This is a genomic window from Streptomyces sp. XH2 (genome assembly GCF_049725035.1).
GTDB lineage: Bacteria > Actinomycetota > Actinomycetes > Streptomycetales > Streptomycetaceae > Streptomyces > Streptomyces roseoverticillatus.
In genome coordinates, this window is the sequence record NZ_JBMMMZ010000003.1 from 436,258 (window position 1) to 459,601 (window position 23,344).

Consider the following 23,344-nt stretch of genomic DNA (forward strand, 5'->3'; position numbering starts at 1 on the left):
TCTGATCCGTGCCAGCAGCAGAGAACGAGCCCCGGCCCGCGAACAGCGAGGAGCCCGCGAAGGGCGACACGCCTGTGAGGAGCGAGAAGCCCGCGAGGGGCGAGAAGCTTGCCAAGGGTGAGAAGCCTGCCAGGGGCGAGAAGCCTGCCAAGGGCGAGAAGAGCGAGCAGACCCGCACCCTGATCCTGGAGACCGCGCTGCGCCTCTTCCAGGAGCGCGGCTACGACAAGACCACCATGCGGGCCATCGCCCAGGAGGCCGGGGTCTCCGTCGGCAACGCGTACTACTACTTCGCCGGCAAGGAACACCTGATCCAGGGCTTCTACGACCGGATCGCCGCCGAGCACCAGGCGGCGGCCCGCGCGGTGCTGGACCGGGAGACCGACCTCGAGGCCCGGCTCTCCGGCGTGCTGCAGGCCTGGCTGGACGTCGCCACGCCGTACCACGAGTTCGCCGCCCAGTTCTTCAAGAACGCCGCCGACCCGGACTCCCCGCTCAGCCCGTTCTCCGCCGAGTCCGAGCACGCGCGGGAAGCCGCCATCGACGTCCACCGCGAGGTGCTCGCCGGAGCCAAGGCCAAGGTCCCGGCCGAACTGCGCGACGTCCTCCCCGAGCTGATGTGGCTCTCCCAGATGGGCCTCGTCCTCTACTGGGTCTTCGACCGCTCCCCCGAGCGCGAACGCACCCGCCGCCTCGCGGACCGCGGCGCCCGCCTGACGACGCGGGGCATCTCCCTGGCCCGCTTCCGGGTGCTCCGCCCGCTCGTCCTCGAAATCCACGAGCTGTTCACGGACTTCCTGCCGGGCATGGCGCAGACGGCGGTCGCACGCAAGTCCTGAGCGGCAGCGGTCCTGAGCGGCGGCGGTTCGTCTCGTACGAGTCCGTCTAGTACAGGACCTCGCCCATAGGGGAGCTGTCGCCGACGATGTAGGCGCGGATCGACGCCAGGTACGCGTCGCGGCCGACCCGGCCGTCGCCGTCGGCGTCCAGCGCGTCGAACGCGGCGGCGGCGTTTCCGGGCGGATTGTTCAGCGCGGTGCGCAGGAGCGTGAATTCGGCCTTGTCGAGGGCGCCGTCCTCGTCGGCGTCGGCGAGGTCGAAGAGCGCGCCGAGGGCGAACCGGCAGACGTTGTCGAACTTGTCGGCGCCCACCCATGCGTTGTACTCGTCGAAGGTCAGCTTCCCGTCGCCGTCGGCGTCCATCGACCCCCACGCCTTGTGGGCTTCGGTACGGGCGGCGACGACGAGCGGATCGTCCTCCGTGCGTTCCGTCGCCAGGACGGTCCGGTCGACCCGGGAGAGGTAGTCGTGCGCCGCGATGACCCCGTCCCCGTCGGCGTCCATCATGGCGAAGACGCGTTCCCTCGCGGTGGTCGCGGCTGCGGCTACCGCTGCGGCTGCGTCTGCGGCGGACATAGGGCTCACGGGAGATCTCCTCTTGATCGGGTGCCGGCGTCCTGATCGCGTCGTGCTCGGCGGCAACTCGCCGCCGGCGCTTCCTACCCGGCGCCTCCCGGGGCCCATACCGCCGGGGACGGCCGGACCGGACACGGCAGGAGGAAAGGCGTGCGCGACCGCGCGCCGGACGGCCGGGCGCGGGCGGGGCGCTTCGGGGCGCCGGGGCAGCGGATGAGCGCCGGGGGTAGCCAAGGGCCGGTAGCCGAGGGCGGTACAGGACGTGCTGGAGGGCATGTGTTCGGTAAGCGCGGTGCGGCAGTGACGCTGGGTTCCCTGTTGCTGGTGGGCTCGTCGTTGGCGTGGGCACCCATGGGCCAGGCCTGGACAGGCAGACACGAGGGCGGCTTCCTCTGCACGGGCAGCAGCCGGAGCCACTACGACCCAACGCTCACCCTCGAATCCCGGCCGACCCGTGTCCACGCGGAGGTCACGTACACCTCCTGCGCCGTCGGGCCCGGCCGTACGGTCCCGGCCACCAGCACCTTCGACGGGGTCTCGCCGGCGGCGTCCTGCCTCACGCTGTCCGGCGGGAGAGGAGAGGAAAACGTCCGGTACGACGACGGTCACCGGTCGCAGATCGTCTACGACAGCGCCACCGTCCTGCGTGCCGCCGGTGTCCTGGCCCTCGTTCAGTCGGGCCGGGTCATCGAAGGCCGCGGCAAGGGACATCCCGTGCGGCGAACCGTCACCGGGCCGCCCCGCGAACTGCCCACGGACTGCCTCGCGCCCGGCCTCCAAGAAGGCGGCAACGCGGTCCAGCTGGAGATCCAGCCCTGGCGACGGACGCCCTCCCGGGCATGAGCCGGGCGAGCCATCCGTAGGCTGGGGGAGTGAACATGAGCGAGCCGGGTGGCGCTGCAGGCATACGTGGTGAGGGCGGGGGAGCGGCCGCCAAGGCCGGGCGGCGGGTCCCGCTGCTTCTCGCCGTGGCGGGGCTCTCCTATCTGATCGACCTGTGCAGCAAGCTGGTCGTGGTCGCCGAGCTGGAGAACCGCCCCGCCGTCCAGGTGATCGGCACGTGGCTGGAGCTGCGGGTGATGCGTAACGCCGGTGCGGCGTTCAGCATCGGCGAGACGACGACCATCGTGTTCACGCTGATCGCCGCGACCGTGGCCGTGGTGATCGCCCGCCTTGCGCGCAAGCTTTACAGCACCCCCTGGGCGATCGCCCTGGGACTGCTGCTCGGCGGCGTGCTCGGCAACCTGACGGACCGGCTCTTCCGCACGCCCGGCGGCCTGCGGGGCGCGGTCGTCGACTTCATCTCCGTCCGCGGGTTCAGCGTGATGAACCTCGCCGACTGGGCGGTCTTCTGCGGGGGCGCCTTGATCGTGTTCTGCACCCTCCGCGGATGGGAGCTGGACGGCACCAGGACGGAAGCCGGCACCCGGAGCGCCGAGGCCGCCTGAGCGGGGGAGGATGCGGCATCCGGCGGCTTCGTCGTGCAGTCCGGCACCTCAGGTACCCGTACCACACGGCATCCACCGTAGCGCACTGCTCAGTTCGCTGCCCGGACCTTGCGGTGAACGGGCGTTGCCCAGGGCTGATGTACCGCCGTTCGGTCCTAGTTCTTCGGCGGCTGGGCGGCGACGAAGAAGCCCATGCCGGGCGTCGTCACGATCAGGCCCTCGGCACGGAGGGCCGCCGTGACCTTGCGGACCGTCGTCCGCGCGACATCGAATTCCTGCTCCATTCGCACCTCGGAGATCAGGTGGTTCACCGGGTACTCGCCGCTGGCGATCCGCTCCCGGATCACGTCAGCGATCTGCATCCACTTCGGTCGCGTCGGGTCGTACTCCATCACGTGCTGACTGTAAACAGCGGTATGCAACCGAACATAGAGCCTACTCTAGACGGCTAGGTGTAGACAGGGCACTCCAGGGGGCTCTAGGGTTGGCGCACTCAAGACCCCCGCGACCGCTCGCAACGGCCCGGGGGCATGGCCACCAGCCTCAGGAGCTGATGACGTGAAGGACCTTATCTGCCGCCTCCTCGCCTGGACGAGGGCTCTCTTCGGCCATCGCGCGGCGCCCGAAACCCCCGCCGCGCCCGTCACACCGCCCCCGCCGGAGGCGCCTGCGCCCGCTCCCACCCCCGAACCCCTCCGCCCCCACTGCGGCGTCTACGTCTGGGCCACCGCCCACGGCATCGACATCGCGCCCAGCAGCAAGCTCCTCACCTGCACCTGCTCCACCAAGTCGCCGCGCCCCGCCGGAGGCGAACCGCACCCCGCCGACGGCGAAGCGCTCCGGGCCAAAGTGCGCGAGGTCAACGCCCGCAGCACCTGGGGGAAATGAAACGGAAGCAGGTGGCTCAGTTGCACCTTCCGCTGCCGCTGTAGCAGGGCGTGTAGGCCGGGTTCGGGGGAGGCGGGGGAGCCGGGTGGCGGCGGTCGTAGTCGTGCTGCGCGAGTGTGAGCAGCACGGCTACCGTGCCGGCGGCCAGGAGCTGCGATACGACTGTCCAGGGCGCGCGCGACAGCAGCGCGAGCCCGGCAAGGACCAGCGTGGCGATGAGGAAGTGCCGCGTCCAGGCGAGCTCCGCGACCCGTGCCGCCTCGATCCGGTCTTCCTGCCCCTGCGCGGCCCACGTCTCCATGCCGTAGTCGAATAAGACCGCCAGAAACACAGCCGCCTCGACCATGAACAGCAGAACGCCGGCGCCGACGTCCCGGCCGAGAGGTGTCCTGCGTGACCAGGGCCACCATCTGCGCCGGGGCGAGGGTTCGGGGAGTGCGCTCGTCATAGCCGCACCTTGCCGGGCCGCTTGCGGGGCACGCATGAGTACGCGTACTCAGCCCGCGCGCTGCCCGCCTCGCGCGCCCGCTCCGGCGATCGTCCCGCGCCGCCACGCGTGGAACGCTTCCTCCAGCTCCCGCGGTCCGGCGTACCGGGCCCCGTGGAGACGTACGAACTCGACATACGAGTTCATGTACGCGAAATCCTCCCTCGGTTTCGTGGTCTTCCGGGCGAGGAACCGGTCGATGTCCGGCACGGGCCAGGACGAGGAGAGGACGTGGGCGGGGTCGAAGAGCATGTCGGCGTGGCTGGTGCCGTCGAAGTGAACGCGTGTGGACGGCCGGTTGATGTGGGACGCGCCCGCCGACAGGGCGCCGTCGTCGCTCGGGTCGCACCGCAGCCATTTCCCGCCGAGGTGGACGACGCCGAAGAAGTGCCGCGACGTCTCGTCGCACATCTCCCGCAGCGCGGGGAACCAGCCTTGGCCGAAGTATTCCTTTCCGTTGACGACGAGCACCCCGAATCCGGCGGGGATGTTCTGTGCCCGCAGCATGGCGCACAGCAGGTTCGCCTTGTTCGAGCAGGATCCGCGGCCCATCCGCAGCGTTTCCGTCGCGGTGTGCGTCCAGTCGTGGAGGATCGCGTACTTGATCTCGTCCTGCACCCACCGGAAGAGCGCCACTGCCTTGTCGCGGTCGGTTATCGCTCCGCCGGCGGCTTCGGCCGCCGCGTCGGCTATCGCCTTTGACCCGGCGTCACAGAAGCGTGTGCTGTCCAGGAATCCCGTGCTTCTCACGTGCATGGACGGGAGGATCCTCGACGCCGTGGTGGCATCTCACGGTGATGGCGGGCACGGCACTCGGATAGGTGGACGGAAGGCGGTGTCCGTGCTCAGTGATGGAACGCCGTCGACACCGTCTCCGGCCGCCCCAGCGGACGCGCCTGGCGACGGAGTTCCGGCAGCAAGGCATGGAGGTCGTCCATGAAGAGGTCGGCCAGATCGTGGGAGAAGCCGTTGCGGCAGACGACGCGGAGGACGGAGAGGTCCTCGCGGTCGGGCGGGAAGGTGTAGGCGGGGACGAGCCAGCCGCGTTCGCGCAGGCGGCGGGAGACGTCGAAGACGTCGTACGCGTCGATGCCGTCCGCGACGGTGAAGGCGAAGACGGGGAGCTCGTCGCCGCGGGTGAGGAGGCGGAAGTCGCCCGTCTCCTCGATCATGCCGGAGAGGCGGCGGGCCACGTCGCGGCTGTTCTGCTGCACCGCGCGGTAGCCGTCGCGGCCGAGCCTCAGGAACGTGTAGTACTGGGCGGCCACCTGCGCGCCGGGGCGGGAGAAGTTGAGGGCGAAGGTGGGCATGTCGCCGCCGAGGTAGTTGACGCGGAAGACCAGCTCCTCGGGGAGGGCCGCCCGGTCGCGCCACAGGGCCCACCCGACGCCCGGGTAGACGAGCCCGTACTTGTGGCCGGAGGTGTTGATGGAGGCGACGCGCGGCAGACGGAAGTCCCAGACCAGTTCCGGGTCGAGGAAGGGGGCGACCATCGCGCCGGACGCGCCGTCGACGTGGACGGGGACGTCCAGGCCCGTACGGTGCTGGAGCTCGTCGAGGGCCGCGCAGACGCCGGCGACGGGCTCGTAGGAGCCGTCGAACGTCGAGCCCATGACAGCGACGACGCCGATGGTGTTCTCGTCGCAGAGGGCGGCCGCGGCGCCGGGGTCGATGTGGAAGCGGTCGCCGGCCAGCGGCACCTGGCGGGCCTCGACCTCCCAGAAGTTGCAGAACTTGTCCCAGCAGACCTGGACGTTGGCGCCCATCACGAGGTTGGGCCGGGCACCGGCCCCCGGGTAGCGGTGGGCGTTGCGGGCGGCCCAGCGGCGCTTCAGCGCCAGCCCCGCCAGCATGCACGCCTCGCTCGACCCGGTGGTGGAGCAGCCGACGGCCGCGGACGGGTCCGGGGCGTGCCACAGGTCGGCGAGGACGGCCACGCAGCGCCGCTCCAGCTCGGCGGTGCGCGGGTACTCGTCCTTGTCGATCATGTTCTTGTCGCGGCACTCGGACATGAGGACGGCCGCCTGGGGCTCCATCCAGGTGGTGACGAAGGTCGCCAGGTTGAGCCGGGAGTTGCCGTCGAGCATCAGCTCGTCGTGGACGACCTGGTACGCGGCGTGCGGGGCCATCGGCCCGTCGGGCAGCCGGTGGCGCGGCGGCTCGGCCGCCATCCCGCCGACCGGGTCGGCCTCGCCGTACAGGAACGGGTTCACCGCCAGGCGGCCGTGGCGGCGTGCGGAGCGGCCGTCGTGTGCGCCGCGTGCGTCGTGTGCGCCGTGTACGCCGCGGACGTCCTCACCTCGGTGCAGGGCCATGATCGTGACGATACGGACTTGCACCTCACGTAACGGGAGGACGCACCGTGGACCCCGCAAGCGAAAGAAGGAAGCGGACATGAGCTATTCCGTGGGGCAGGTCGCCGCCTTCGCCGGGGTGACCGTGCGGACGCTGCACCACTACGACGAGATCGGGCTGCTCTCGCCCGGAGGCCGCAGCCACGCGGGTCACCGGCGCTACGACGACGCCGACCTCGACCGGCTGCAGCAGATCCTGTTCTACCGGGAGCTCGGCTTTCCGCTGGACGAGGTGGCGGTGCTGCTGGACGACCCGGGCGCGGACCCGGCCGAGCACCTGCGCCGCCAGCACGGCCTGCTCACCGAGCGGATCGAGCAGCTCCAGCGCATGGCCACCGCAGTGGAGCACGCGATGGAGGCGAAGAGGATGGGCATCAAGCTCACGCCGGAGGAGAAGTTCGAGGTGTTCGGGGACTACGACCCCGACGAGCACACGGAGGAGGTCGAGCAGCGGTGGGGCCACACGGAGGGCTACCGCGAGTCGCAGCGCCGGACCGCCTCGTACACGAAGGAGGACTGGCAGCGGATCCAGGACGAGACGAACGGCCTCAACGCGCGCGTCGCCGCCCTCATGGGCGCCGGTGCGGCCGCCGACTCCCCGGAGGCCATGGACCTCGCCGAGGAGCACCGGCAGCAGATCGTGCGCTTCTACTACGACTGCACGTACGAGATTCACACCTGCATCGCCGAGATGTACGTCACAGACGAGCGGTTCGCCGCCCACTACGAGGCGATCCGGCCCGGCATGGGCACGTACCTGCGGGACGCGATCCGGGCCAACGCGGCGCGCAAGGCCTGACAGGGTGGGGCGGCCGGCGCCTGCCGGCCGCCCCGCCGTCGGCGTTCCTACGGGCGGGGCGAGATCACGACCGCCGTGCCGTACGCGCACACCTCCGTGCCCACGTCCGCCGCCTCCGTCACGTCGAAGCGGAACATCAGCACCGCGTTCGCGCCGCGGGCCCGCGCCTGCTCGATCAGCCGCTCCATGGCCTGGTTGCGGGTCTCCACCAGGGTCTTCGTCAGGCCTTTGAGCTCGCCGCCGACGAGGGACTTCAGGCCCGCACCGATCTGGCTGCCGATGTGGCGGGAGCGCACCGTGAGACCGAAGACCTCGCCGATGACGCGGTCCACCTTGTAACCCGGAACGTCGTTCGTGGTCACGACCAGGACGTCGGACTGGGACTGCCCGCCGCCGTACTCCTCGATGCCCATCGCATCCACCTCCGTGTGTGCAGTTTTGCGGGTGCCTGACCAGGACGCATGCCGGGGCCGAGGGGTTGAGCCGACCGGAGGTACGAGGCGGGGAAAGGAAGCGAAGGCGCGCGCGGGGAGGGCGTGGGGGAGGACGCGGGGCGTGCCGCGGGGAGGACGCGGGGCGGGCCGCTGCCGCACACTGGTAATCACACTGGAACGCGGGGGAGGCCCGCCGCGTTGGTAACTTGGGGCCGCACATCACCCCGCCCAGCCTGTGCCCGGGCCTCGCACGAGCCTGCGCCCTCGACCCAGGAGCCTGTCACCCGTGACCCCCATGACCACCCTCGCGCTCGGCCCGCAGTGGCTGGACGCGAACTATCTGATCGAGCAATTCGGTCTGATCGGCGTCCTGGCCATCGTCTTCGCGGAGTCCGGCCTCCTGATCGGCTTCTTCCTCCCCGGCGACTCGCTGCTCTTCACCACGGGCCTGCTCGTCACCACGAACCAGATCAGCAAGCCGCTGTGGCTCGTGTGCACGCTGGTGGCGGTCGCGGCGATCCTCGGCGACCAGGCGGGCTACCTCTTCGGCCGCAAGGTCGGCCCCTCGCTGTTCCGGCGCCCCGACTCCAAGCTCTTCAAGCAGGAGAACGTGGAGAAGGCGCACGAGTTCTTCGAGAAGTACGGGCCGAAATCGCTGGTTCTGGCCCGCTTCGTGCCGGTGATCCGTACGTTCACGCCGATCATCGCCGGCGTGAGCCGGATGAACTACCGCTCGTTCCTCATCTTCAACATCATCGGCGGCGTCCTCTGGGGCGTCGGCGTGACGCTGCTGGGCGCGGCGCTCGGGAAGATCGAGTTCGTCAACAAGAACATCGAGCTGATGCTGGTCGCGATCGTGCTGATCTCGGTCGTGCCGATCATCATCGAGTTCCTGCGGGCGCGGTCGAAGAACAAGAAGGCGGCGGCGCAGGCTGCTGCGTCGCCGTCGCTGTCGCCGTCGCCTGAACCGCAGGCGCAGTCGCCGTACGGCGGCGGTTACCCGGGCACGGGGCAGGCCCCGTACGGCGGCGAGGGCCGGAGCCCGTACCCGGGTGCGGGTCAGGGACAGCACCCCGGTGCCGGGCAGGGCCAGTACGCCGGTGCGGGGCAGGGCCAGTACGCCGGTGCGGGCCAGAGCGGGTATCCGGGCGCGGGCCGGAGCCCGTACGGCAGTCAGGACCGGAACCCGGGCCCGTACCCGGGCCAGGGTTCGTACCCGGGCGAGGGCCGGAGCCCGTACGGCGGTCAGGGCCAGAGCCCGTACCCGGGGCAGGACCCGTCGTACCAGGGGCAGAGCCCGTACCCCGGTCAGAGCCCGTACGCGGGTCCCGGCCAGGTGCCGTACCCCGGCGAGGACCAAGGGCAGGACCAGGGCCCGGAGAGCGGCCCCCGCCCGCCGGGTCAGCGGGGCCGGCACGCCCGTCGCTGACGGCTGGGGCTCTCCTCCCTCCCCCGGCTCATAGCTAGCGTTCTCTTCCCCCGCTGAGGGCTCGTGCTCTCCCGCCGCCGCAATTCCCCTTCCGCATAGAGCCGGCCCCACTGGGCACACGCACCTCTGATCAGGCATTGTGACCCTAGGGCTACAGCTCTGCGGGACGTTCCGGTGGGACGGCCGGTCCGGCACCGCCGACAGCCGCCGTCGTGGCCGTGCGCCGTCGCGGCGGGCGGTGCACGCCGGCATCGGCGGTGCGGAACCGTCCTCCCGCGAGGGCCGCCCGGACGACCGGTAGGCAGGGCGTTACGAGGAGCGCGAGGTGGCTGAGCGGCAGCGGGGCGGCGGTGGGGCGGCCGGTGAGACACCCGAGGATCGCAAACCCCAGTCCGACGAGGCGCGCAGCGCCTTCACGCCGCCGCTGGGCGTCCCCCTCCCGGCCCCGCCGGAGGACGAGCACCCGACCTCCGAGTTCGCCATCCCCGAGGGCATCGCCCCCGAACCGCCCGGCGAGCCCGAAGGCTCGGCCTTCACCCTCCCCGCGGGCACCGTCGCCCCGGACTCCAGCACCACGCTGAGCACCCCGCTGCCGGGCTACACGCCGCCCTACGGCACGCCCAAGGTCAGCCTGACCAAGGACACGCCCTGGCAGGACCGGATGCGCACCATGCTGCGCATGCCGGTCGGGGAGCGGCCCGCGCCCGAGCGGGCCGCGAAGCAGGACGAGCCCGGCCCGCCCGTGCCCCGCGTCCTCGACCTCACCCTCCGCATCGGCGAGCTGCTGCTCGCGGGCGGCGAGGGCGCCGAGGACGTGGAGGCGGCGATGTTCGGCGTCGCGCACGCCTACGGGCTCCACCGCTGCGAGCCGACGGTCACCTTCACGCTGCTGACCGTCAGCTACCAGCCGTCCCTCGTCGACGACCCCGTCACCGCCAACCGCACGGTGCGGCGGCGCGGCACCGACTACACGCGCCTGGACGCCGTCTTCCGGCTCGTCCACGACGTCACGTCGCAGGGGCTGACGCTGGAGGAGGCGTACCGGCGCCTCGCCGAGATACGCCGCAACCGCCACCCCTACCCGGGGTGGGCGCTGACCGCGGCCTCCGGGCTGCTCGCCGGCGCGGCGAGCATGCTCGTGGGCGGCGGGCTCGTGGTGTTCCTCGCGGCCGCGGCCGGCGCGATGCTGGGCGACCGGCTGGCGTGGCTCGCGTCGGGGCGCGGGCTGCCGGAGTTCTACCAGTTCGTGGCGGCCGCGCTGCCGCCCGCGGCGATGGGCGTGGCGCTCAGCGCCCTGCACGGCTACGTGGACGTCCAGGCGTCCGCGGTGATCACCGGTGGGCTGTTCGCCCTGATCCCCGGGCGGGCGCTCGTGGCGGGCGTCCAGGACGGCCTGACGGGCTACTACATCACCGCCGCGGCCCGCCTGCTGGAGGTCGGCTACCTGATCGCCGGCATCGTCTGCGGCGTGCTGATCGTCCTCTACGGGGGCGTGCACATCGGCGGGGCCACGCTCAACCCGGAGGCGGCGCTGGAACGCGTCGAGCGGCCGGGGGTGCAGATCATTGCGGCGATGCTGCTGTCGTTCGCCTTCGCGGTGCTGCTCCAGCAGGAACGTCACTCTGTGTGGGTCGCCACGCTCAACGGCGGCGTCGCCTGGGTCGTCTACGGCGCGCTCGCCGACACCGCGCGGCTGGACCCCGTGCCCGCCACGGCCATCGCCGCCGGGCTCGTCGGCCTCTTCGGGCAACTGCTCTCGCGCTACCGGTACGCGTCCGCACTGCCGTACGTGACGGCGGCGATCGGCCCGCTGCTGCCCGGTAGCGCGGTGTACTTCGCGCTGCTGAACTTCGCGAAGAACGAGCTCAACACGGGCATCGCCAGCCTCACGAAGGCCGCTGCGCTGGCTCTGGCGATCGCCATCGGGGTGAACCTCGGCTCCGAGATGGCCCGGATGTTCCTCAAGGTCCCGGGAGAAGCGGCGGGGCGCCGCGCGGCGAAGCGCACGCGAGGCTTCTAGCGCGGGCGGGACGAGGGGCACGCCGCCGTACGGCTCGGGGCGCCCCGGATTTCCTTCCGCCGCGACGGCGACCCGCCACAGCGGACGTCTCCGGCGGTGCCGAGCGCGCCTCGGGTCGTACGGCACCGCCGGGATGCACCGTCGTGGCAGATCGCCGTGGCGGCGGCCGGAAACCGCCCCGCGCAGTGGGCGAACGGCGCGGGGCCGGCCCCGTACGTGACGTACAGGACCGGCCCCGCGCAAGCGAGCCGCAGGCTCAGTGGTGGGCGCCGCCCGCGGCCTCCAGGCGCTTGTACGAGGCCTCGATCTCCGCCTCGGCCTCCGCGCGGCCGACCCAGTCCGCACCCTCGACCGACTTGCCCGGCTCCAGGTCCTTGTAGACCTCGAAGAAGTGCTGGATCTCCAGGCGGTCGAACTCCGACACGTGGTGGATGTCGCGCAGGTGCTCCATGCGCGGGTCGTTCGCCGGGACGCACAGCAGCTTGTCGTCGCCGCCGGCCTCGTCGGTCATGCGGAACATGCCGATGGCGCGGCACTTGATGAGGCAGCCCGGGAAGGTCGGCTCGTCCAGGATGACGAGGGCGTCCAGCGGGTCGCCGTCCTCACCGAGGGTGTTCTCGACGAAGCCGTAGTCCGCCGGGTAGCTGGTCGAGGTGAAGAGACGGCGGTCCAGGCGGATGCGACCGGTCTCGTGGTCCACCTCGTACTTGTTCCGCGAACCCTTCGGGATCTCGATGGTGACGTCGAACTCCACGGGTGGCTCCTCCATGATCAACACATACGTCTGGTGATTAAGTGTCTCTCACGTGGGTGTGTGCTGGCGAAAGGGGCTGGTCGTGGAGTCGGAGACCAGGTCGTGGCGGCCGCGGCTGCAGCTCCGGCCGCAGCTGCCGCCGTCGCTGCGCGGCGGCTCGCCGCGGGCGCGGACCGTCCGCTTCGTCGCGGTGTCCGCGCTGGCCGGATGCGTCGTGGCGGCGGGTGCCGTGGGCGCGGCCGGTCCCTGGGAGGGCGGTCAGCGCAAGGCCGAGCGCGCCCGGGCCGCCGCCGGCCCGGAGACGGACCGCGACGGGCGCGGCGGCCCCGTACGCCCCGCCGCGCCGCCCGTGCTCGCCGGCCTCGGCGGGCGGGCCACGGCGCCCCTCCCGGCCCGGGACGGCCTCGCGGGGGCGCTGGAGGGCCTGCTGAAGGACGGGGCGCTGGGCGCGCGGACGTCGGCGGCCGTCGTGGACGTCGCCACGGGAGCGCAGCTCTACGGGGCCGACCAGGACACGCCGTACACCCCCGCCTCCACGATCAAGACGGCCACGGCCGCGGCGGCGCTCGCCGCGCTGGGCCCGGATCACCGGATCGAGACCACCGCCGTCGCCGAAGGTGACACCGTCGTGCTGGTCGGCGGGGGAGACCCGACGCTGACGGCCCGCCCCGCGAAGGAGGGCGCGCCGGCCGCCGCGAGCCTGAAGGAGCTGGCCGACGCGACCGCCCGCGGTCTCAAGGAGCGCGGCAAGGGCCGCGTGAAGGTCGCCTACGACGCCTCCCGCTACTCCGGGCCCGCCCTTCACCCCATCGGGCCCAACGAGAACATCGCGCCGGTCAGCGCCCTCATGGTGGACGAGGGCCGGCTGGACGACTCCGACCACGGTCCCGCCGACCGCGCCACGGACCCGGCCGGGGATGCGGCGCGGAAATTCGCCGGGATGCTGCACGACGCGGGCGTGGACGTCGACGGCGACCCGGCCGCGGGGCGGGCGGGCACCAAGGCGGAACGTCTCGCCTCGGTGTCCTCGCCACCGCTGTCCGCGCTCGTCGAGCGCACGCTCACCAACAGCGACAACGACATCGCCGAGGCGCTGGCCCGGCAGACCGCGCTGGCGTCCGGGCAGCCCGCCGACTTCGAGGGCGCGGCCAGGGCGGTGACCGCGCGCCTGGAGCAGCTCGGCCTGCCGCTGTCGGGGGCCCGGATCGCCGACGGCAGCGGGCTGGACCGCGCGGACCACGTCTCGGCGGCGTTCCTGGCCGGGCTCCTCGCCCGGGCGGCGGATCCGGCCCGGCCGGAGCTGCGGCCCGTCCTGACGGGGCTGCCCGTCGCGGGCTTCAGCGGGACGCTCAGCGGGCGGTACGGGGCGGACGCGGGCGGCGCCGGCCGCGGCCTCGTCCGCGCCAAGACCGGCACGCTCACGGGGGTGAACACGCTCTCCGGCACGGTCGTGGACGCGGACGGGCGGTTGCTGTCCTTCGCCTTCATGACGATGGAGGCCGCCTCGGGGCCGAGCGCGCAGGAGGCGCTGGACCGCCTCGCGACGGCGGTCGCGGGTTGCGGCTGTCGCTAGCGCTCGGCGGCGACCGGGCAGCGGCCGGGGCCGGTCCGGCACCGCCGATCCGCGCCGCGGTGGCTGAGCGCCGCTGCGGTGGTTTCGAGAGGCGGGGCCTCTCGGAAATCCTCCGCCGCGACGGCGGTGCACCCCCGCGAGGGTCCGGCGGAACGCCCGCCCGCCCCGGGTCCCGCTCCCCGCCCGCCCCGGGTCCCGCTCCCCGCCCGTCGCGGGCCCCGCTCCCCGCCGGAGACACTTCGCTACCCCCCGCGGAGCGGCCCACGTACGGTGAAGCCATGACGAGCATCGGTGGTGCGGAGATGGTCGACTGGAAGCTCGCGGTGGCGACCGCGACCCGGTTCGTACGGCCCGGGCCGGAGGTCAGCCGGGAGGAGGCGCGGGCGGTCGTCGCGGAGCTGCGGCGGCATGCGGCGACGTCGGAGGAGCACGTCAGGGAGTTCACCCGGATGTGGCCCGGCGGCGCCGGCAAGGACGGGGGCGCGGGGAGCGACACCCCGGTCCTCGTCGTGGACAGGGCGGGGTGGATCAAGGCGAACGTGGCCGGGTTCCGCGCGATCCTCGGCCCGCTGCTGGAGAAGATGCAGGACCGCCGCGCGAACGTCCCCGGCGGGGCGGTGTTCGGCGCGGTCGGCGGCAAGGTGACCGGCGTGGAGCTGGGGATGCTGCTGTCGTTCCTGGCCTCCCGGGTCCTCGGCCAGTACGAGACGTTCGCCCCGCCGAGCAGGGACCTGCCCGGCTCGGCGGCGGGCGGCGGCCGGCTGCTGCTGGTGGCGCCGAACATCGTCCACGTCGAGCGCGAGCTGGACGTCAACCCGCACGACTTCCGGCTGTGGGTGTGCCTGCACGAGGAGACGCACCGGACGCAGTTCACGGCCGTGCCCTGGCTGCGCGACCACGTCGAGGGCGAGATCCAGGCGTTCCTGGCGGAGACGGACGTCGACCCGGCCACCCTGCTGGAGCGGATCCGGGAGGCGGCGCAGTCGCTGGCGGGTGGCCGTCCTCCGGAGGAGGACGGCGCGGACGAGGGCGGGCGCAGCATCGTGGATCTGGTGCAGACGCCCGCGCAGCGGGAGATCCTGGGCCGGCTGACGGCGGTGATGTCGTTGCTGGAGGGCCACGCGGACTACGTGATGGACGGCGTGGGGCCGCAGGTCGTGCCGTCGGTGGCGGAGATCCGGGAGAAGTTCCAGCAGCGCCGGGCGAAGGGCGCGGGCCGGCTGGACGCGGCGCTGCGGAGGCTGCTGGGGCTGGACGCGAAGCTGCGCCAGTACCGTGATGGTGAGCGCTTCGTGCGGGCCGTGGTCGGCGAGGTCGGCATGGACGGTTTCAACAGGGTGTGGACATCCCCGAACACCCTGCCCACCAAGGCGGAGATCGCCAAACCGGCGGACTGGGTCGCAAGGGTGCACCGTCGCACAGAGCCGTGAACCGGAAGCTCCACCTCCGGGTAGAACGCCTCCGTAATCACCCGTCCGAGGGACCGTGAGCCAGGGGTGGGCGTGCGATGCTCGGGTAATGGCTCGCTTCTGTCACCATCGACGCACACAGCGTGACTGAGGCTTCGAAGCTCGCGCAGCTCCGAACGATCTCCATATGGAACGATTGGACACACGGACATGGGTCCACATCCCGCGGTCGCCGCGATACGCCTGGCGGTCCGCCGCGTACTTCACGACGTCCTCACCCCCACCACACCCTCATCCGTCCCCCCCGCCCCCGCAGGCCACAAGCCGCTGGTCCTCGTCGCCTGCTCCGGCGGCGCGGACTCCATGGCGCTCGCCTCCGCGCTGGCCTTCGAGGCGCCCCGGCTGGGCATCCGGGCCGGCGGAGTCACCGTCGACCACGGCCTCCAGCACGGCTCCGACCTGCGCGCCGCGGAGGTGGCGAGCCGCCTCGCCGCCTTCGACCTCGACCCCGTCGAGGCGCTGACCGTCAACGTCGGCCGGGACGGCGGACCCGAGGCCGCCGCCCGCGACGCGCGCTACGCCGCCCTCGACGCCGCCGCCGAGCGGCACGGCGCCGCGGCCGTCCTCCTCGGCCACACCCGGGACGACCAGGCGGAGACGGTCCTCCTCGGGCTCGCCCGCGGCTCCGGCACCCGCTCCCTCGCCGGCATGGCCGTGACCTCCGGCGTCGGCGGCCGCTACCGCCGGCCCTTCCTCGGCCTCGACCGGCAGACCGCGCGCAAGGCCTGCATGGTCCAGTCCCTCCCCGTCTGGGACGACCCGCACAACGCCGACCCGGCCTACACCCGCTCCCGGGTCCGCCACGAAGCCCTCCCCGTCCTGGAGAAGGCCCTCGGCAAGGGCGTCATCGAGGCCCTCGCCCGCACGGCCCAGCTCTCCCGGGACGACGCCGACGCGCTGGACGACTGGGCCGCCGCCGTGGAGCCCTCCGTCCGGGACGACAGCGGCGCCCTGGAGACCGCCAAGCTCTACGCCCTGCCGCCCGCGGTCCGCCGCCGCGTGCTGCGCCGGGCGGTCATCTCGGCGGGTTCACCGGCCGGTTCGCTCTTCGCCCGGCACATCGAGGAAGTCGACCGGCTGATCACCGGATGGCGCGGCCAGGGAGCCATCAATCTGCCCGGGCGGGTCGCGGTCCGCAGGCAGGGTGGCAGACTGGTCCTCCGGCAGGGCTGATTCGAACGGGCACGAACGTCACGAACGGGCCTCAGCTCGCCGCGGAAATGCCGGACGATCCGTAGACAAGCGAGAGTGGCGCGGGTGGACGACAAGGACATGGGCACCGACCTCAAGTCGGTGCTCATCACCAAGGAAGAGATCGACGCGAAGCTGGCTGAGCTGGCGGCGAAGATCGACGCGGAGTACGCGGGCAAGGACCTGCTGATCGTCGGTGTCCTCAAGGGCGCCGTGATGGTGATGGCCGACCTGGCGCGCGCCCTCTCCAACCCCGTCACGATGGACTGGATGGCCGTGTCCTCGTACGGAGCGGGCACCCAGTCCTCCGGCGTGGTCCGCATCCTCAAGGACCTCGACACCGACATCAAGGGCAAGGACGTCCTGATCGTCGAGGACATCATCGACTCCGGCCTGACCCTTTCGTGGCTGCTGTCGAACCTCGGCTCGCGCGAGCCCGCCTCGCTCAACGTCGTCACCCTCCTGCGCAAGCCGGAGGCGGCCAAGGTCGCGATCGACGTCAAGTGGGTCGGCTTCGACATCCCCAACGAGTTCGTCGTCGGCTATGGTCTCGACTTCGCCGAGAAGTACCGCAACCTGCCCTTCGTGGGCACGCTCGCGCCGCACGTCTACGGCGGCTGAGCTCCGGGCCCTCGGTGCGGCCCACCCCACCCGGCACGCGGGAACCGAATGACGGTTCCCGCCGTTGGAGCAGGGTAAGGCGGGTTGGTTGACCGTCTGCAGCGGCGTCGGGAGACAATGCTGGGGTACCGTCCGAAGGTCAGTCTTTTTCAGACTTTCAAGTCAAGCTTTCAAGGTCGAGCAGGACACCGTACGCACAGGCACCCCGTCGAGGGGCTGGCCGTGCCTCACTGTGGCAGGAGGGACGGGGCGCTTGCGCCCCGTATGGATGGACGTGAAGCGCTACTTCCGTGGGCCGGTCATGTGGATCGTGCTGGCCGTCCTCGCCGTGGTCGTGTTGATGCAGGTCGTCGGCTCCGGCGGCGGCTACAAGTCGGTGGACACCAGCCAGGTCGTCAACGCGATCAACAAGGACCTGGTGAAATCGGCCGAGCTGACGACCGGTGACGAGAACAAGATCAAGGTTGAGCTCAAGGACGGCCAGAAGGTCAAGGGCTCCAGCAAGATCCAGGCGAACTACATCGGCGAGCAGGGCGTTGACATCGCCAAGTCCCTGCAGGCCAACGCCGAGAAGAACATGATCCCGGAGGGGTACAACGTCTCGACGTCCAAGCAGAACCCGTTCATCGGCGTTCTGCTGTCGTTGCTGCCGTTCGTCCTCATCGTCGTGGTCTTCCTGTTCCTGATGAACCAGATGCAGGGCGGCGGCTCCCGGGTCATGAACTTCGGGAAGTCCAAGGCCAAGCTGATCACCAAGGACACCCCCAAGACGACCTTCGCCGACGTCGCCGGCGCCGACGAGGCCGTCGAGGAGCTCCACGAGATCAAGGAGTTCCTGCAGGAGCCGGCGAAGTTCCAGGCCGTCGGCGCCAAGATCCCCAAGGGCGTGCTGCTCTACGGCCCGCCCGGTACGGGCAAGACCCTGCTCGCGCGCGCCGTCGCCGGCGAGGCGGGCGTGCCCTTCTACTCGATCTCCGGCTCCGACTTCGTCGAGATGTTCGTGGGTGTCGGCGCCTCGCGCGTCCGTGACCTCTTCGAGCAGGCCAAGGCCAACGCCCCGGCCATCGTCTTCGTCGACGAGATCGACGCGGTCGGCCGCCACCGCGGCGCCGGCCTCGGCGGCGGTCACGACGAGCGCGAGCAGACCCTGAACCAGCTCCTCGTCGAGATGGACGGCTTCGACGTGAAGGGCGGCGTCATCCTGATCGCCGCCACCAACCGGCCCGACATCCTCGACCCGGCGCTGCTGCGCCCCGGCCGCTTCGACCGGCAGATCGCCGTCGACCGCCCGGACATGCAGGGCCGCCTGGAGATCCTCAAGGTCCACCAGAAGGGCAAGCCGGTCGCCCCGGACGTCGACCTGTCGGCCGTCGCCCGCCGCACCCCCGGCTTCACCGGTGCCGATCTCTCCAACGTGCTGAACGAGGCCGCCCTGCTGACGGCCCGCAGCGACCGGAAGCTGATCGACAACCACATGCTGGACGAGGCGATCGACCGCGTCGTGGCCGGCCCGCAGAAGCGGACCCGGATCATGAGCGACAAGGAGAAGAAGATCACCGCGTACCACGAGGGCGGTCACGCCCTGGTCGCGGCGGCTTCCCCGAACTCCGACCCGGTGCACAAGATCACGATCCTGTCCCGCGGCCGCGCACTCGGCTACACCATGGTCCTGCCCGACGAGGACAAGTACTCCACCACGCGCAACGAGATGCTCGACCAGCTGGCGTACATGCTGGGCGGCCGCGCCGCGGAGGAGCTCGTCTTCCACGACCCGACCACCGGTGCCGCCAACGACATCGAGAAGGCCACGGCCACGGCCCGCGCCATGGTCACGCAGTACGGCATGACCGAGCGCCTCGGCGCGATCAAGTTCGGCTCCGACAACTCCGAGCCGTTCCTGGGCCGCGAGATGTCGCACCAGCGCGACTACTCCGAAGAGGTCGCCGCCCTGGTCGACGAAGAGGTCAAGAAGCTCATCGAGACCGCGCACAACGAGGCGTGGGAGATCCTGGTCGAGAACCGCGACATCCTCGACAACCTGGTTCTGGCCCTCCTGGAGAAGGAGACGCTGAACAAGGAGGAGATCGCCGAGATCTTCAAGCACGTGGTCCGGCGCCCCGCCCGCCCGGCGTGGACCGGTTCCTCGCGCCGCACCCCCTCCACCCGCCCGCCGGTGCTCTCCCCCAAGGAGCTCGCCCCGAGCAACGGCGGCCAGGCGATCGAGCAGTCCGCCCTTCCGGACGACACCCGGCCGGAGAGCTGATCACAGCCGCTCCGCAAAGCTCATGGGCCCTTGCACCACAGGGCCCGGAATGGATGCCGCGTCACCCAGGTTTTAGCCTGGTGGACGCGGCATCCCGTTTATCCGGGCGGTGCCGGTTGGTACGTACGTACGAGAGAACGAGGCACTCCATGACCGACCCGGTGACGCTGGACGCCGAGCGGAGCGTCGGCGCATTCGACGAGAAGCGCGCCGAGAACGCGGTGCGGGAGCTGTTGCTCGCCGTGGGAGAGGACCCGGACCGGGAGGGCCTGCGGGAGACGCCGGCACGGGTGGCGCGCGCGTACAAGGAGATATTCGCGGGTCTCTGGCAGGAGCCGGAGGACGTGCTGACCACGACGTTCGACCTCGGTCACGACGAGATGGTGCTCGTCCGGGACATCGAGGTCTACAGCACGTGCGAGCACCATCTGGTGCCGTTCCACGGCGTGGCGCACGTCGGGTACATCCCGTCGACCAGCGGGAAGATCACCGGCCTGTCGAAGCTCGCCCGCCTCGTGGACGTCTTCGCCCGCCGGCCCCAGGTCCAGGAGCGGCTCACCACGCAGATCGCGGACTCCCTGATGGAGATCCTGGAGCCGCGGGGCGTGGTCGTGGTCATCGAGTGCGAGCACATGTGCATGTCGATGCGGGGCATCCGCAAGCCGGGCGCGAAGACGCTGACGTCTGCGGTGCGGGGTCAGCTGCGGGATCCCGCGACGCGTGCGGAGGCGATGAGCCTGATCATGGCTCGCTGAGGCCGCGGCCGGTCCGGCACCGCCGGGCAGCGTCTTCGTGGCTGGTCGCCGTTGCGGCGGAAGGATTCAGCAGCGGCGGCGGACAGCAGGTGACGCGGCAGCAAGATGGCTTGCTGCCGCAAAAAAATGCCCGCCGCAGCGGCGCGAAGCCGCAACGGCGGGTGTTCGGCGGAATGCCCGGGGGCGTAACCGGAACGTACCCGGCAAGCCGCTAGGCGGAGAGCCGGCTGCCCATCCACTTCAGCGTCGGGTTGAGCTCACGACGCCACGTGTTGAAGTTGTGACCGCCCGTGTCGAGGATGATCGACGAGACCCGGGCCGGGGCCTTGATCATGTCGATGAACTTCAGGGTGTCCTTGTAGTTGTGCTCGCCCTGCTTGCTGGTGGTCACCAGCAGCGAGACGGGCGGCATCTCCTTGTTCTTCAGCCGCCACAGCAGGTCGTTCTCGTTCTCCAGCTGCTTGCTGCCGCCGAAGAGGGAGCCGGTCGTCGGGTCCTGCGGAGCCTTGTAGTAGCCGGAGAGCGCGGCCGCGGCGCTGTACGCGTCCGGGTGGCGCATGGCGATCTTCAGCGCGCAGTAGCCGCCGGTGGAGTCGCCGATCATGCCCCAGTTCGCGGCCTTGTCGCCCACGCGGTAGTGCTGGGCGACGGCCTTGCGCAGGTCCTTGGTGAAGAAGGTCTCGGCCTGCGGGCCGTTCGGTATGTCCATGCACTCGGTGTCGCGCTGGCCGACGATGGACGGACGCATCATCACCAGGACGGTGGGCTGCATCTTCTTGTCCTTGCTCAGCTTGTGTGCGCGGACGGGGTAGTCGAGCCCTTTGATGAGCGCCTCGGCGGTGCCCGGGTAGCCGGTCAGGACGACGGAGGCGGGAAACTTGCGGTTCGCGTACTCCGGCTGGAAGTACTCCGGCGGCAGGTAGACGTACGCCGGGCCGTTGATCTTGGACTCGACGCCGGCGACCTGGATCTTCTCGATCTTTCCGCCGACGCGCGGGACGTTGCCGCGCGGCACCTTGACGGCCTGGGTGTTCACGACCTGCACCCGCTTGCCGCCGGCGCTGTGGTCGACGACCACGCCCTCCTCCTTGACCTGACCGAAGAGGTCGGCCCAGGAGCCGTAGAAGCCGAAGGACTGGTTGGCCCAGAGACCGATCGCTGCGAACAGGGTGAGCTGCGTGGCCAGCATCATGCCCACCCTGCCGAGTATGGAGCCGATGCTCCGTTTGCCCAGGCGAGGCCAGAGCCAGATGGTCAACGCGAAGAGCACTATCGCAGCCGCGATGGCAAGTATCAGGACTGCCATGCTGGTGAGACCCATGAGGTGCTTTCTGCCGAGGCGACCCGGCGCCGAGTCGCGGAATGGTTACGTCTTTCCGGGCTCGGCCCCCCGCGGAACCTCAACCCCGAAACCGTCGTCCTACAGGGCGCACATTGTCCGGGCGCTGCCGCCGCATGGCGCAGGTCCACTCGACAGGACGACGGGAAGAGATGTCTGTCAGGGTAGATGGCAAAAAGTCCGATGGGGTTCCAGAGGGAACCAAGCGACTGTCGAGGCTTGCGCGTATCGTCAGAGGGCCCAAGCCCGAGAACGTGCCTGCCGTCGTGGGAACGGTCGCCGCTCTCATCGGCCTGGTCGACATCCTTGCCGGTGTGGTTCCGCGGTTCCGCTGGAGCAAGGTCCACAGCCTCGCCGAGGTGCTGCCCGGCTCGGTGACCCAGCTCGCCGCCGCCGGTTCGATCATCGTCGGCGTCCTGCTGCTGATGCTGGCCCACGGCCTCAAGCGGGCCAAGCAGCGCGCCTGGCTCGCCGCCGTGGTGCTGCTGCCCGTCGGCGCGGTCGCCCAGCTCGTCTACCGCCACTCCTACATCGGCGCGATCCTGTCGCTGCTGCTCTTCATCTACCTCGTGTGGCACAAGAGCTCCTTCTACGCGCTGCCGGACCCGCGCAGCCGCTGGAAGGTCGCGGCCAACTTCGTGCTGATGGGCGCGTTCAGCTTCGGCCTCGGCTGGGTGATCGTCGGCTCGCACCCGGACCAGATGATCGGCGACCCGCCGGTGATCGAGCAGATCGAGCACGTGATCTGGGGCCTCTTCGGCTTCGAGGGCTCGATCCGCTACACCGAGCACGTCGACTACACCGTCGGCTACTCCCTGGGCGCCCTCGGTCTGCTGACCGTCGCCACCACGGCCTACCTGGCCTTCATGCCGGCCTACCCGGCCGCCGTCCTCACCGAGGAGGACGAGGACAAGCTGCGCGAGCTGCTCGCCAAGCACGGTGCCCGCGACTCGCTGGGCCACTTCGCGCTGCGCCGCGACAAGAGCGTGGTCTTCTCGCCCTCCGGCAAGGCGGCCGTCTCCTACCGCGTCGTCTCCGGCGTCATGCTCGCGAGCGGTGACCCGATCGGTGACGTCGAGGCCTGGCCCGGCGCGATCGAGAAGTTCATGGAGCTGGCCAAGCGCCACTCCTGGACGCCCGCCGTCGCCGGCTGCAGCGAGACCGGCGGCGAGGTGTGGACCCGCGAGACCGGGCTCGACGCCCTGGAGATGGGCGACGAGGCCATCGTGGAGGTGGCCGACTTCTCCCTGACCGGCCGGTCCATGCGCAACGTCCGCCAGATGGTCAAGCGCATCGAGCGCAACGGCTACAGCACCAAGGTGCGCCGCGTCGGCGACCTCTCCCCGGAGGAGCTGGAGGCCGTCCAGAAGGCGGCCAACGCCTGGCGCGACACCGAGGACGAGCGCGGCTTCTCCATGGCCCTGGGCCGCATCGGCGACCCGAAGGACCTGGACGCCATCATCGCCACCGCCCACAAGGACCCGGAGGAGGGCGAGGACTGCCCGTTCGGCGACCTCCGCGCCATGCAGCACTACGTGCCGTGGGGCCCGGACGGCAGCTCGCTGGAGCTCATGCGCCGCGACCGCAGCGCGGACCCGGGCATGAACGAGCTCCTGATCGTCGCCTTCCTGCAGGCCGCGCCCGAGCTCAAGATCAAGCGCCTGTCGCTGAACTTCGCGTTCTTCCGCTCCGCCCTGGAGCGCGGCGGCAAGCTGGGCGCCGGCCCGGTCGTGCGCATCCAGCGCTCGGTGCTGGTCTTCCTCTCGCGCTGGTTCCAGATCGAGTCGCTGTACAAGTTCAACGAGAAGTTCCGGCCGCGCTGGGAGCCCCGCTTCATCGTCTTCCCGAACAGCCGCGACCTGCCCCGCATCGGCTTCGCGATGATGCAGGCGGAGGGCTTCCTGGAGCTGCCGCGCCTGCTGCGCCGCCGCCCCGCCCCGCCGAAGGACATCCTGGAGGACGCGGACGAGCAGGTCTCGGCCGCGGAGGTGACCCGCGCGGCGTGAGCGCGCCTCGCGAGCGCGCCGTGGTGATCCCGCTGAACGCGTGTGCGGCAGTGCCCCCGACCGGCTTCCGGTCGGGGGCACTCCTCTTTGCGGCACGC

At 71.1% G+C, this 23,344-nt stretch carries 22 protein-coding genes; 14 read left to right on the top strand and 8 right to left on the bottom strand.

The window, feature by feature from the left end; all coding sequences use genetic code 11:
* Positions 1-179: 179 nt before the first annotated feature.
* Positions 180-839, top strand: a complete 660-nt coding sequence (locus tag ACOTKD_RS09030) for a TetR family transcriptional regulator (protein ID WP_424888407.1) — start codon at positions 180-182, stop codon at positions 837-839.
* A gap of 46 nt (positions 840-885) precedes the next feature.
* Here ACOTKD_RS09030 and ACOTKD_RS09035 read toward each other — a convergent pair whose 3' ends face one another.
* Positions 886-1,416: an EF-hand domain-containing protein gene (locus ACOTKD_RS09035; RefSeq protein ID WP_424888328.1), complete on the bottom strand. Its 531-nt coding sequence runs from the start codon at positions 1,414-1,416 to the stop codon at positions 886-888.
* Positions 1,417-1,716: 300 nt separating this feature from the next.
* Between ACOTKD_RS09035 and ACOTKD_RS09040 the strand changes: the two genes are divergently transcribed.
* Complete coding sequence (locus ACOTKD_RS09040; RefSeq protein WP_424888329.1) at positions 1,717-2,259, top strand: hypothetical protein; 543 nt, start codon at positions 1,717-1,719, stop codon at positions 2,257-2,259.
* 35 nt (positions 2,260-2,294) lie between these two features.
* Entirely contained in the window at positions 2,295-2,864 is a 570-nt protein-coding gene (locus tag ACOTKD_RS09045; protein WP_424888330.1) for a signal peptidase II, read from the top strand.
* Positions 2,865-3,019: 155 nt separating this feature from the next.
* Here the strand turns inward: ACOTKD_RS09045 and ACOTKD_RS09050 are convergent, their stop codons facing one another.
* Positions 3,020-3,256 carry a GntR family transcriptional regulator gene (locus tag ACOTKD_RS09050; protein WP_424888408.1) on the bottom strand — a complete coding sequence of 79 codons (237 nt, stop codon included), beginning with the start codon at positions 3,254-3,256 and terminating at the stop codon, positions 3,020-3,022.
* 166 nt (positions 3,257-3,422) lie between these two features.
* Here ACOTKD_RS09050 and ACOTKD_RS09055 point away from each other — a divergent pair, with 166 nt between their 5' ends.
* Positions 3,423-3,752 carry a hypothetical protein gene (locus tag ACOTKD_RS09055; RefSeq protein WP_424888331.1) on the top strand — a complete coding sequence of 110 codons (330 nt, stop codon included), beginning with the start codon at positions 3,423-3,425 and terminating at the stop codon, positions 3,750-3,752.
* A 16-nt stretch (positions 3,753-3,768) separates the two neighbouring features.
* Here ACOTKD_RS09055 and ACOTKD_RS09060 read toward each other — a convergent pair whose 3' ends face one another.
* The 3 genes from ACOTKD_RS09060 to ACOTKD_RS09070 form a co-directional block, all read right to left on the bottom strand.
* Positions 3,769-4,200 carry a DUF6234 family protein gene (locus ACOTKD_RS09060; protein WP_424888332.1) on the bottom strand — a complete coding sequence of 144 codons (432 nt, stop codon included), beginning with the start codon at positions 4,198-4,200 and terminating at the stop codon, positions 3,769-3,771.
* 48 nt (positions 4,201-4,248) lie between these two features.
* A complete protein-coding gene (locus ACOTKD_RS09065) occupies positions 4,249-4,995 on the bottom strand; it encodes a transglutaminase-like domain-containing protein (RefSeq protein WP_424888333.1) in 747 nt (248 codons plus the stop codon).
* 89 nt (positions 4,996-5,084) lie between these two features.
* Entirely contained in the window at positions 5,085-6,554 is a 1,470-nt protein-coding gene (locus ACOTKD_RS09070) for a glutamate decarboxylase (RefSeq protein ID WP_424888334.1), read from the bottom strand.
* Between the two features lie 79 nt (positions 6,555-6,633).
* On the opposite strand from ACOTKD_RS09070, the gene ACOTKD_RS09075 reads away from it, so the two are divergent.
* Positions 6,634-7,392 (top strand): MerR family transcriptional regulator, encoded by a 759-nt coding sequence (locus tag ACOTKD_RS09075; RefSeq protein WP_424888335.1) that lies wholly within the window; start codon positions 6,634-6,636, stop codon positions 7,390-7,392.
* Between the two features lie 47 nt (positions 7,393-7,439).
* Here the strand turns inward: ACOTKD_RS09075 and ACOTKD_RS09080 are convergent, their stop codons facing one another.
* A complete protein-coding gene (locus tag ACOTKD_RS09080) occupies positions 7,440-7,805 on the bottom strand; it encodes a YbjQ family protein (RefSeq protein ID WP_106674457.1) in 366 nt (121 codons plus the stop codon).
* Between the two features lie 316 nt (positions 7,806-8,121).
* On the opposite strand from ACOTKD_RS09080, the gene ACOTKD_RS09085 reads away from it, so the two are divergent.
* Both ACOTKD_RS09085 and ACOTKD_RS09090 read left to right on the top strand, forming a co-directional pair.
* On the top strand, positions 8,122-9,255 hold the full coding sequence (locus tag ACOTKD_RS09085) for a VTT domain-containing protein (protein WP_424888409.1): 1,134 nt from the start codon (positions 8,122-8,124) through the stop codon (positions 9,253-9,255).
* A gap of 325 nt (positions 9,256-9,580) precedes the next feature.
* The gene (locus ACOTKD_RS09090) at positions 9,581-11,275 is read left to right on the top strand and encodes a threonine/serine ThrE exporter family protein (protein ID WP_424888336.1); all 1,695 of its coding nucleotides are present in this window, start codon (positions 9,581-9,583) and stop codon (positions 11,273-11,275) included.
* A 256-nt stretch (positions 11,276-11,531) separates the two neighbouring features.
* Here the strand turns inward: ACOTKD_RS09090 and ACOTKD_RS09095 are convergent, their stop codons facing one another.
* Positions 11,532-12,029 (bottom strand): inorganic diphosphatase, encoded by a 498-nt coding sequence (locus tag ACOTKD_RS09095; protein WP_030367366.1) that lies wholly within the window; start codon positions 12,027-12,029, stop codon positions 11,532-11,534.
* An 82-nt stretch (positions 12,030-12,111) separates the two neighbouring features.
* Between ACOTKD_RS09095 and dacB the strand changes: the two genes are divergently transcribed.
* The 6 genes from dacB (at position 12,112) to folE (ending at position 19,901) form a co-directional block, all read left to right on the top strand.
* Positions 12,112-13,602 carry a D-alanyl-D-alanine carboxypeptidase/D-alanyl-D-alanine endopeptidase gene (gene dacB, locus ACOTKD_RS09100; RefSeq protein ID WP_424888337.1) on the top strand — a complete coding sequence of 497 codons (1,491 nt, stop codon included), beginning with the start codon at positions 12,112-12,114 and terminating at the stop codon, positions 13,600-13,602.
* 278 nt (positions 13,603-13,880) lie between these two features.
* Entirely contained in the window at positions 13,881-15,032 is a 1,152-nt protein-coding gene (locus ACOTKD_RS09105; protein ID WP_424888338.1) for a zinc-dependent metalloprotease, read from the top strand.
* Positions 15,033-15,221: 189 nt separating this feature from the next.
* Positions 15,222-16,244, top strand: a complete 1,023-nt coding sequence (gene tilS, locus ACOTKD_RS09110; protein WP_106681256.1) for a tRNA lysidine(34) synthetase TilS — start codon at positions 15,222-15,224, stop codon at positions 16,242-16,244.
* 99 nt (positions 16,245-16,343) lie between these two features.
* A complete protein-coding gene (gene hpt / locus ACOTKD_RS09115; RefSeq protein WP_058047052.1) occupies positions 16,344-16,883 on the top strand; it encodes a hypoxanthine phosphoribosyltransferase in 540 nt (179 codons plus the stop codon).
* Between the two features lie 268 nt (positions 16,884-17,151).
* Positions 17,152-19,146: an ATP-dependent zinc metalloprotease FtsH gene (ftsH, locus tag ACOTKD_RS09120; protein ID WP_424888410.1), complete on the top strand. Its 1,995-nt coding sequence runs from the start codon at positions 17,152-17,154 to the stop codon at positions 19,144-19,146.
* A 149-nt stretch (positions 19,147-19,295) separates the two neighbouring features.
* Positions 19,296-19,901 (top strand): GTP cyclohydrolase I FolE, encoded by a 606-nt coding sequence (gene folE / locus ACOTKD_RS09125; protein ID WP_106681258.1) that lies wholly within the window; start codon positions 19,296-19,298, stop codon positions 19,899-19,901.
* 211 nt (positions 19,902-20,112) lie between these two features.
* Here folE and ACOTKD_RS09130 read toward each other — a convergent pair whose 3' ends face one another.
* On the bottom strand, positions 20,113-21,222 hold the full coding sequence (locus ACOTKD_RS09130) for an alpha/beta hydrolase (protein WP_424888339.1): 1,110 nt from the start codon (positions 21,220-21,222) through the stop codon (positions 20,113-20,115).
* Between the two features lie 170 nt (positions 21,223-21,392).
* Here ACOTKD_RS09130 and ACOTKD_RS09135 point away from each other — a divergent pair, with 170 nt between their 5' ends.
* A complete protein-coding gene (locus tag ACOTKD_RS09135; protein WP_424888340.1) occupies positions 21,393-23,246 on the top strand; it encodes a phosphatidylglycerol lysyltransferase domain-containing protein in 1,854 nt (617 codons plus the stop codon).
* Positions 23,247-23,344: the final 98 nt, after the last annotated feature.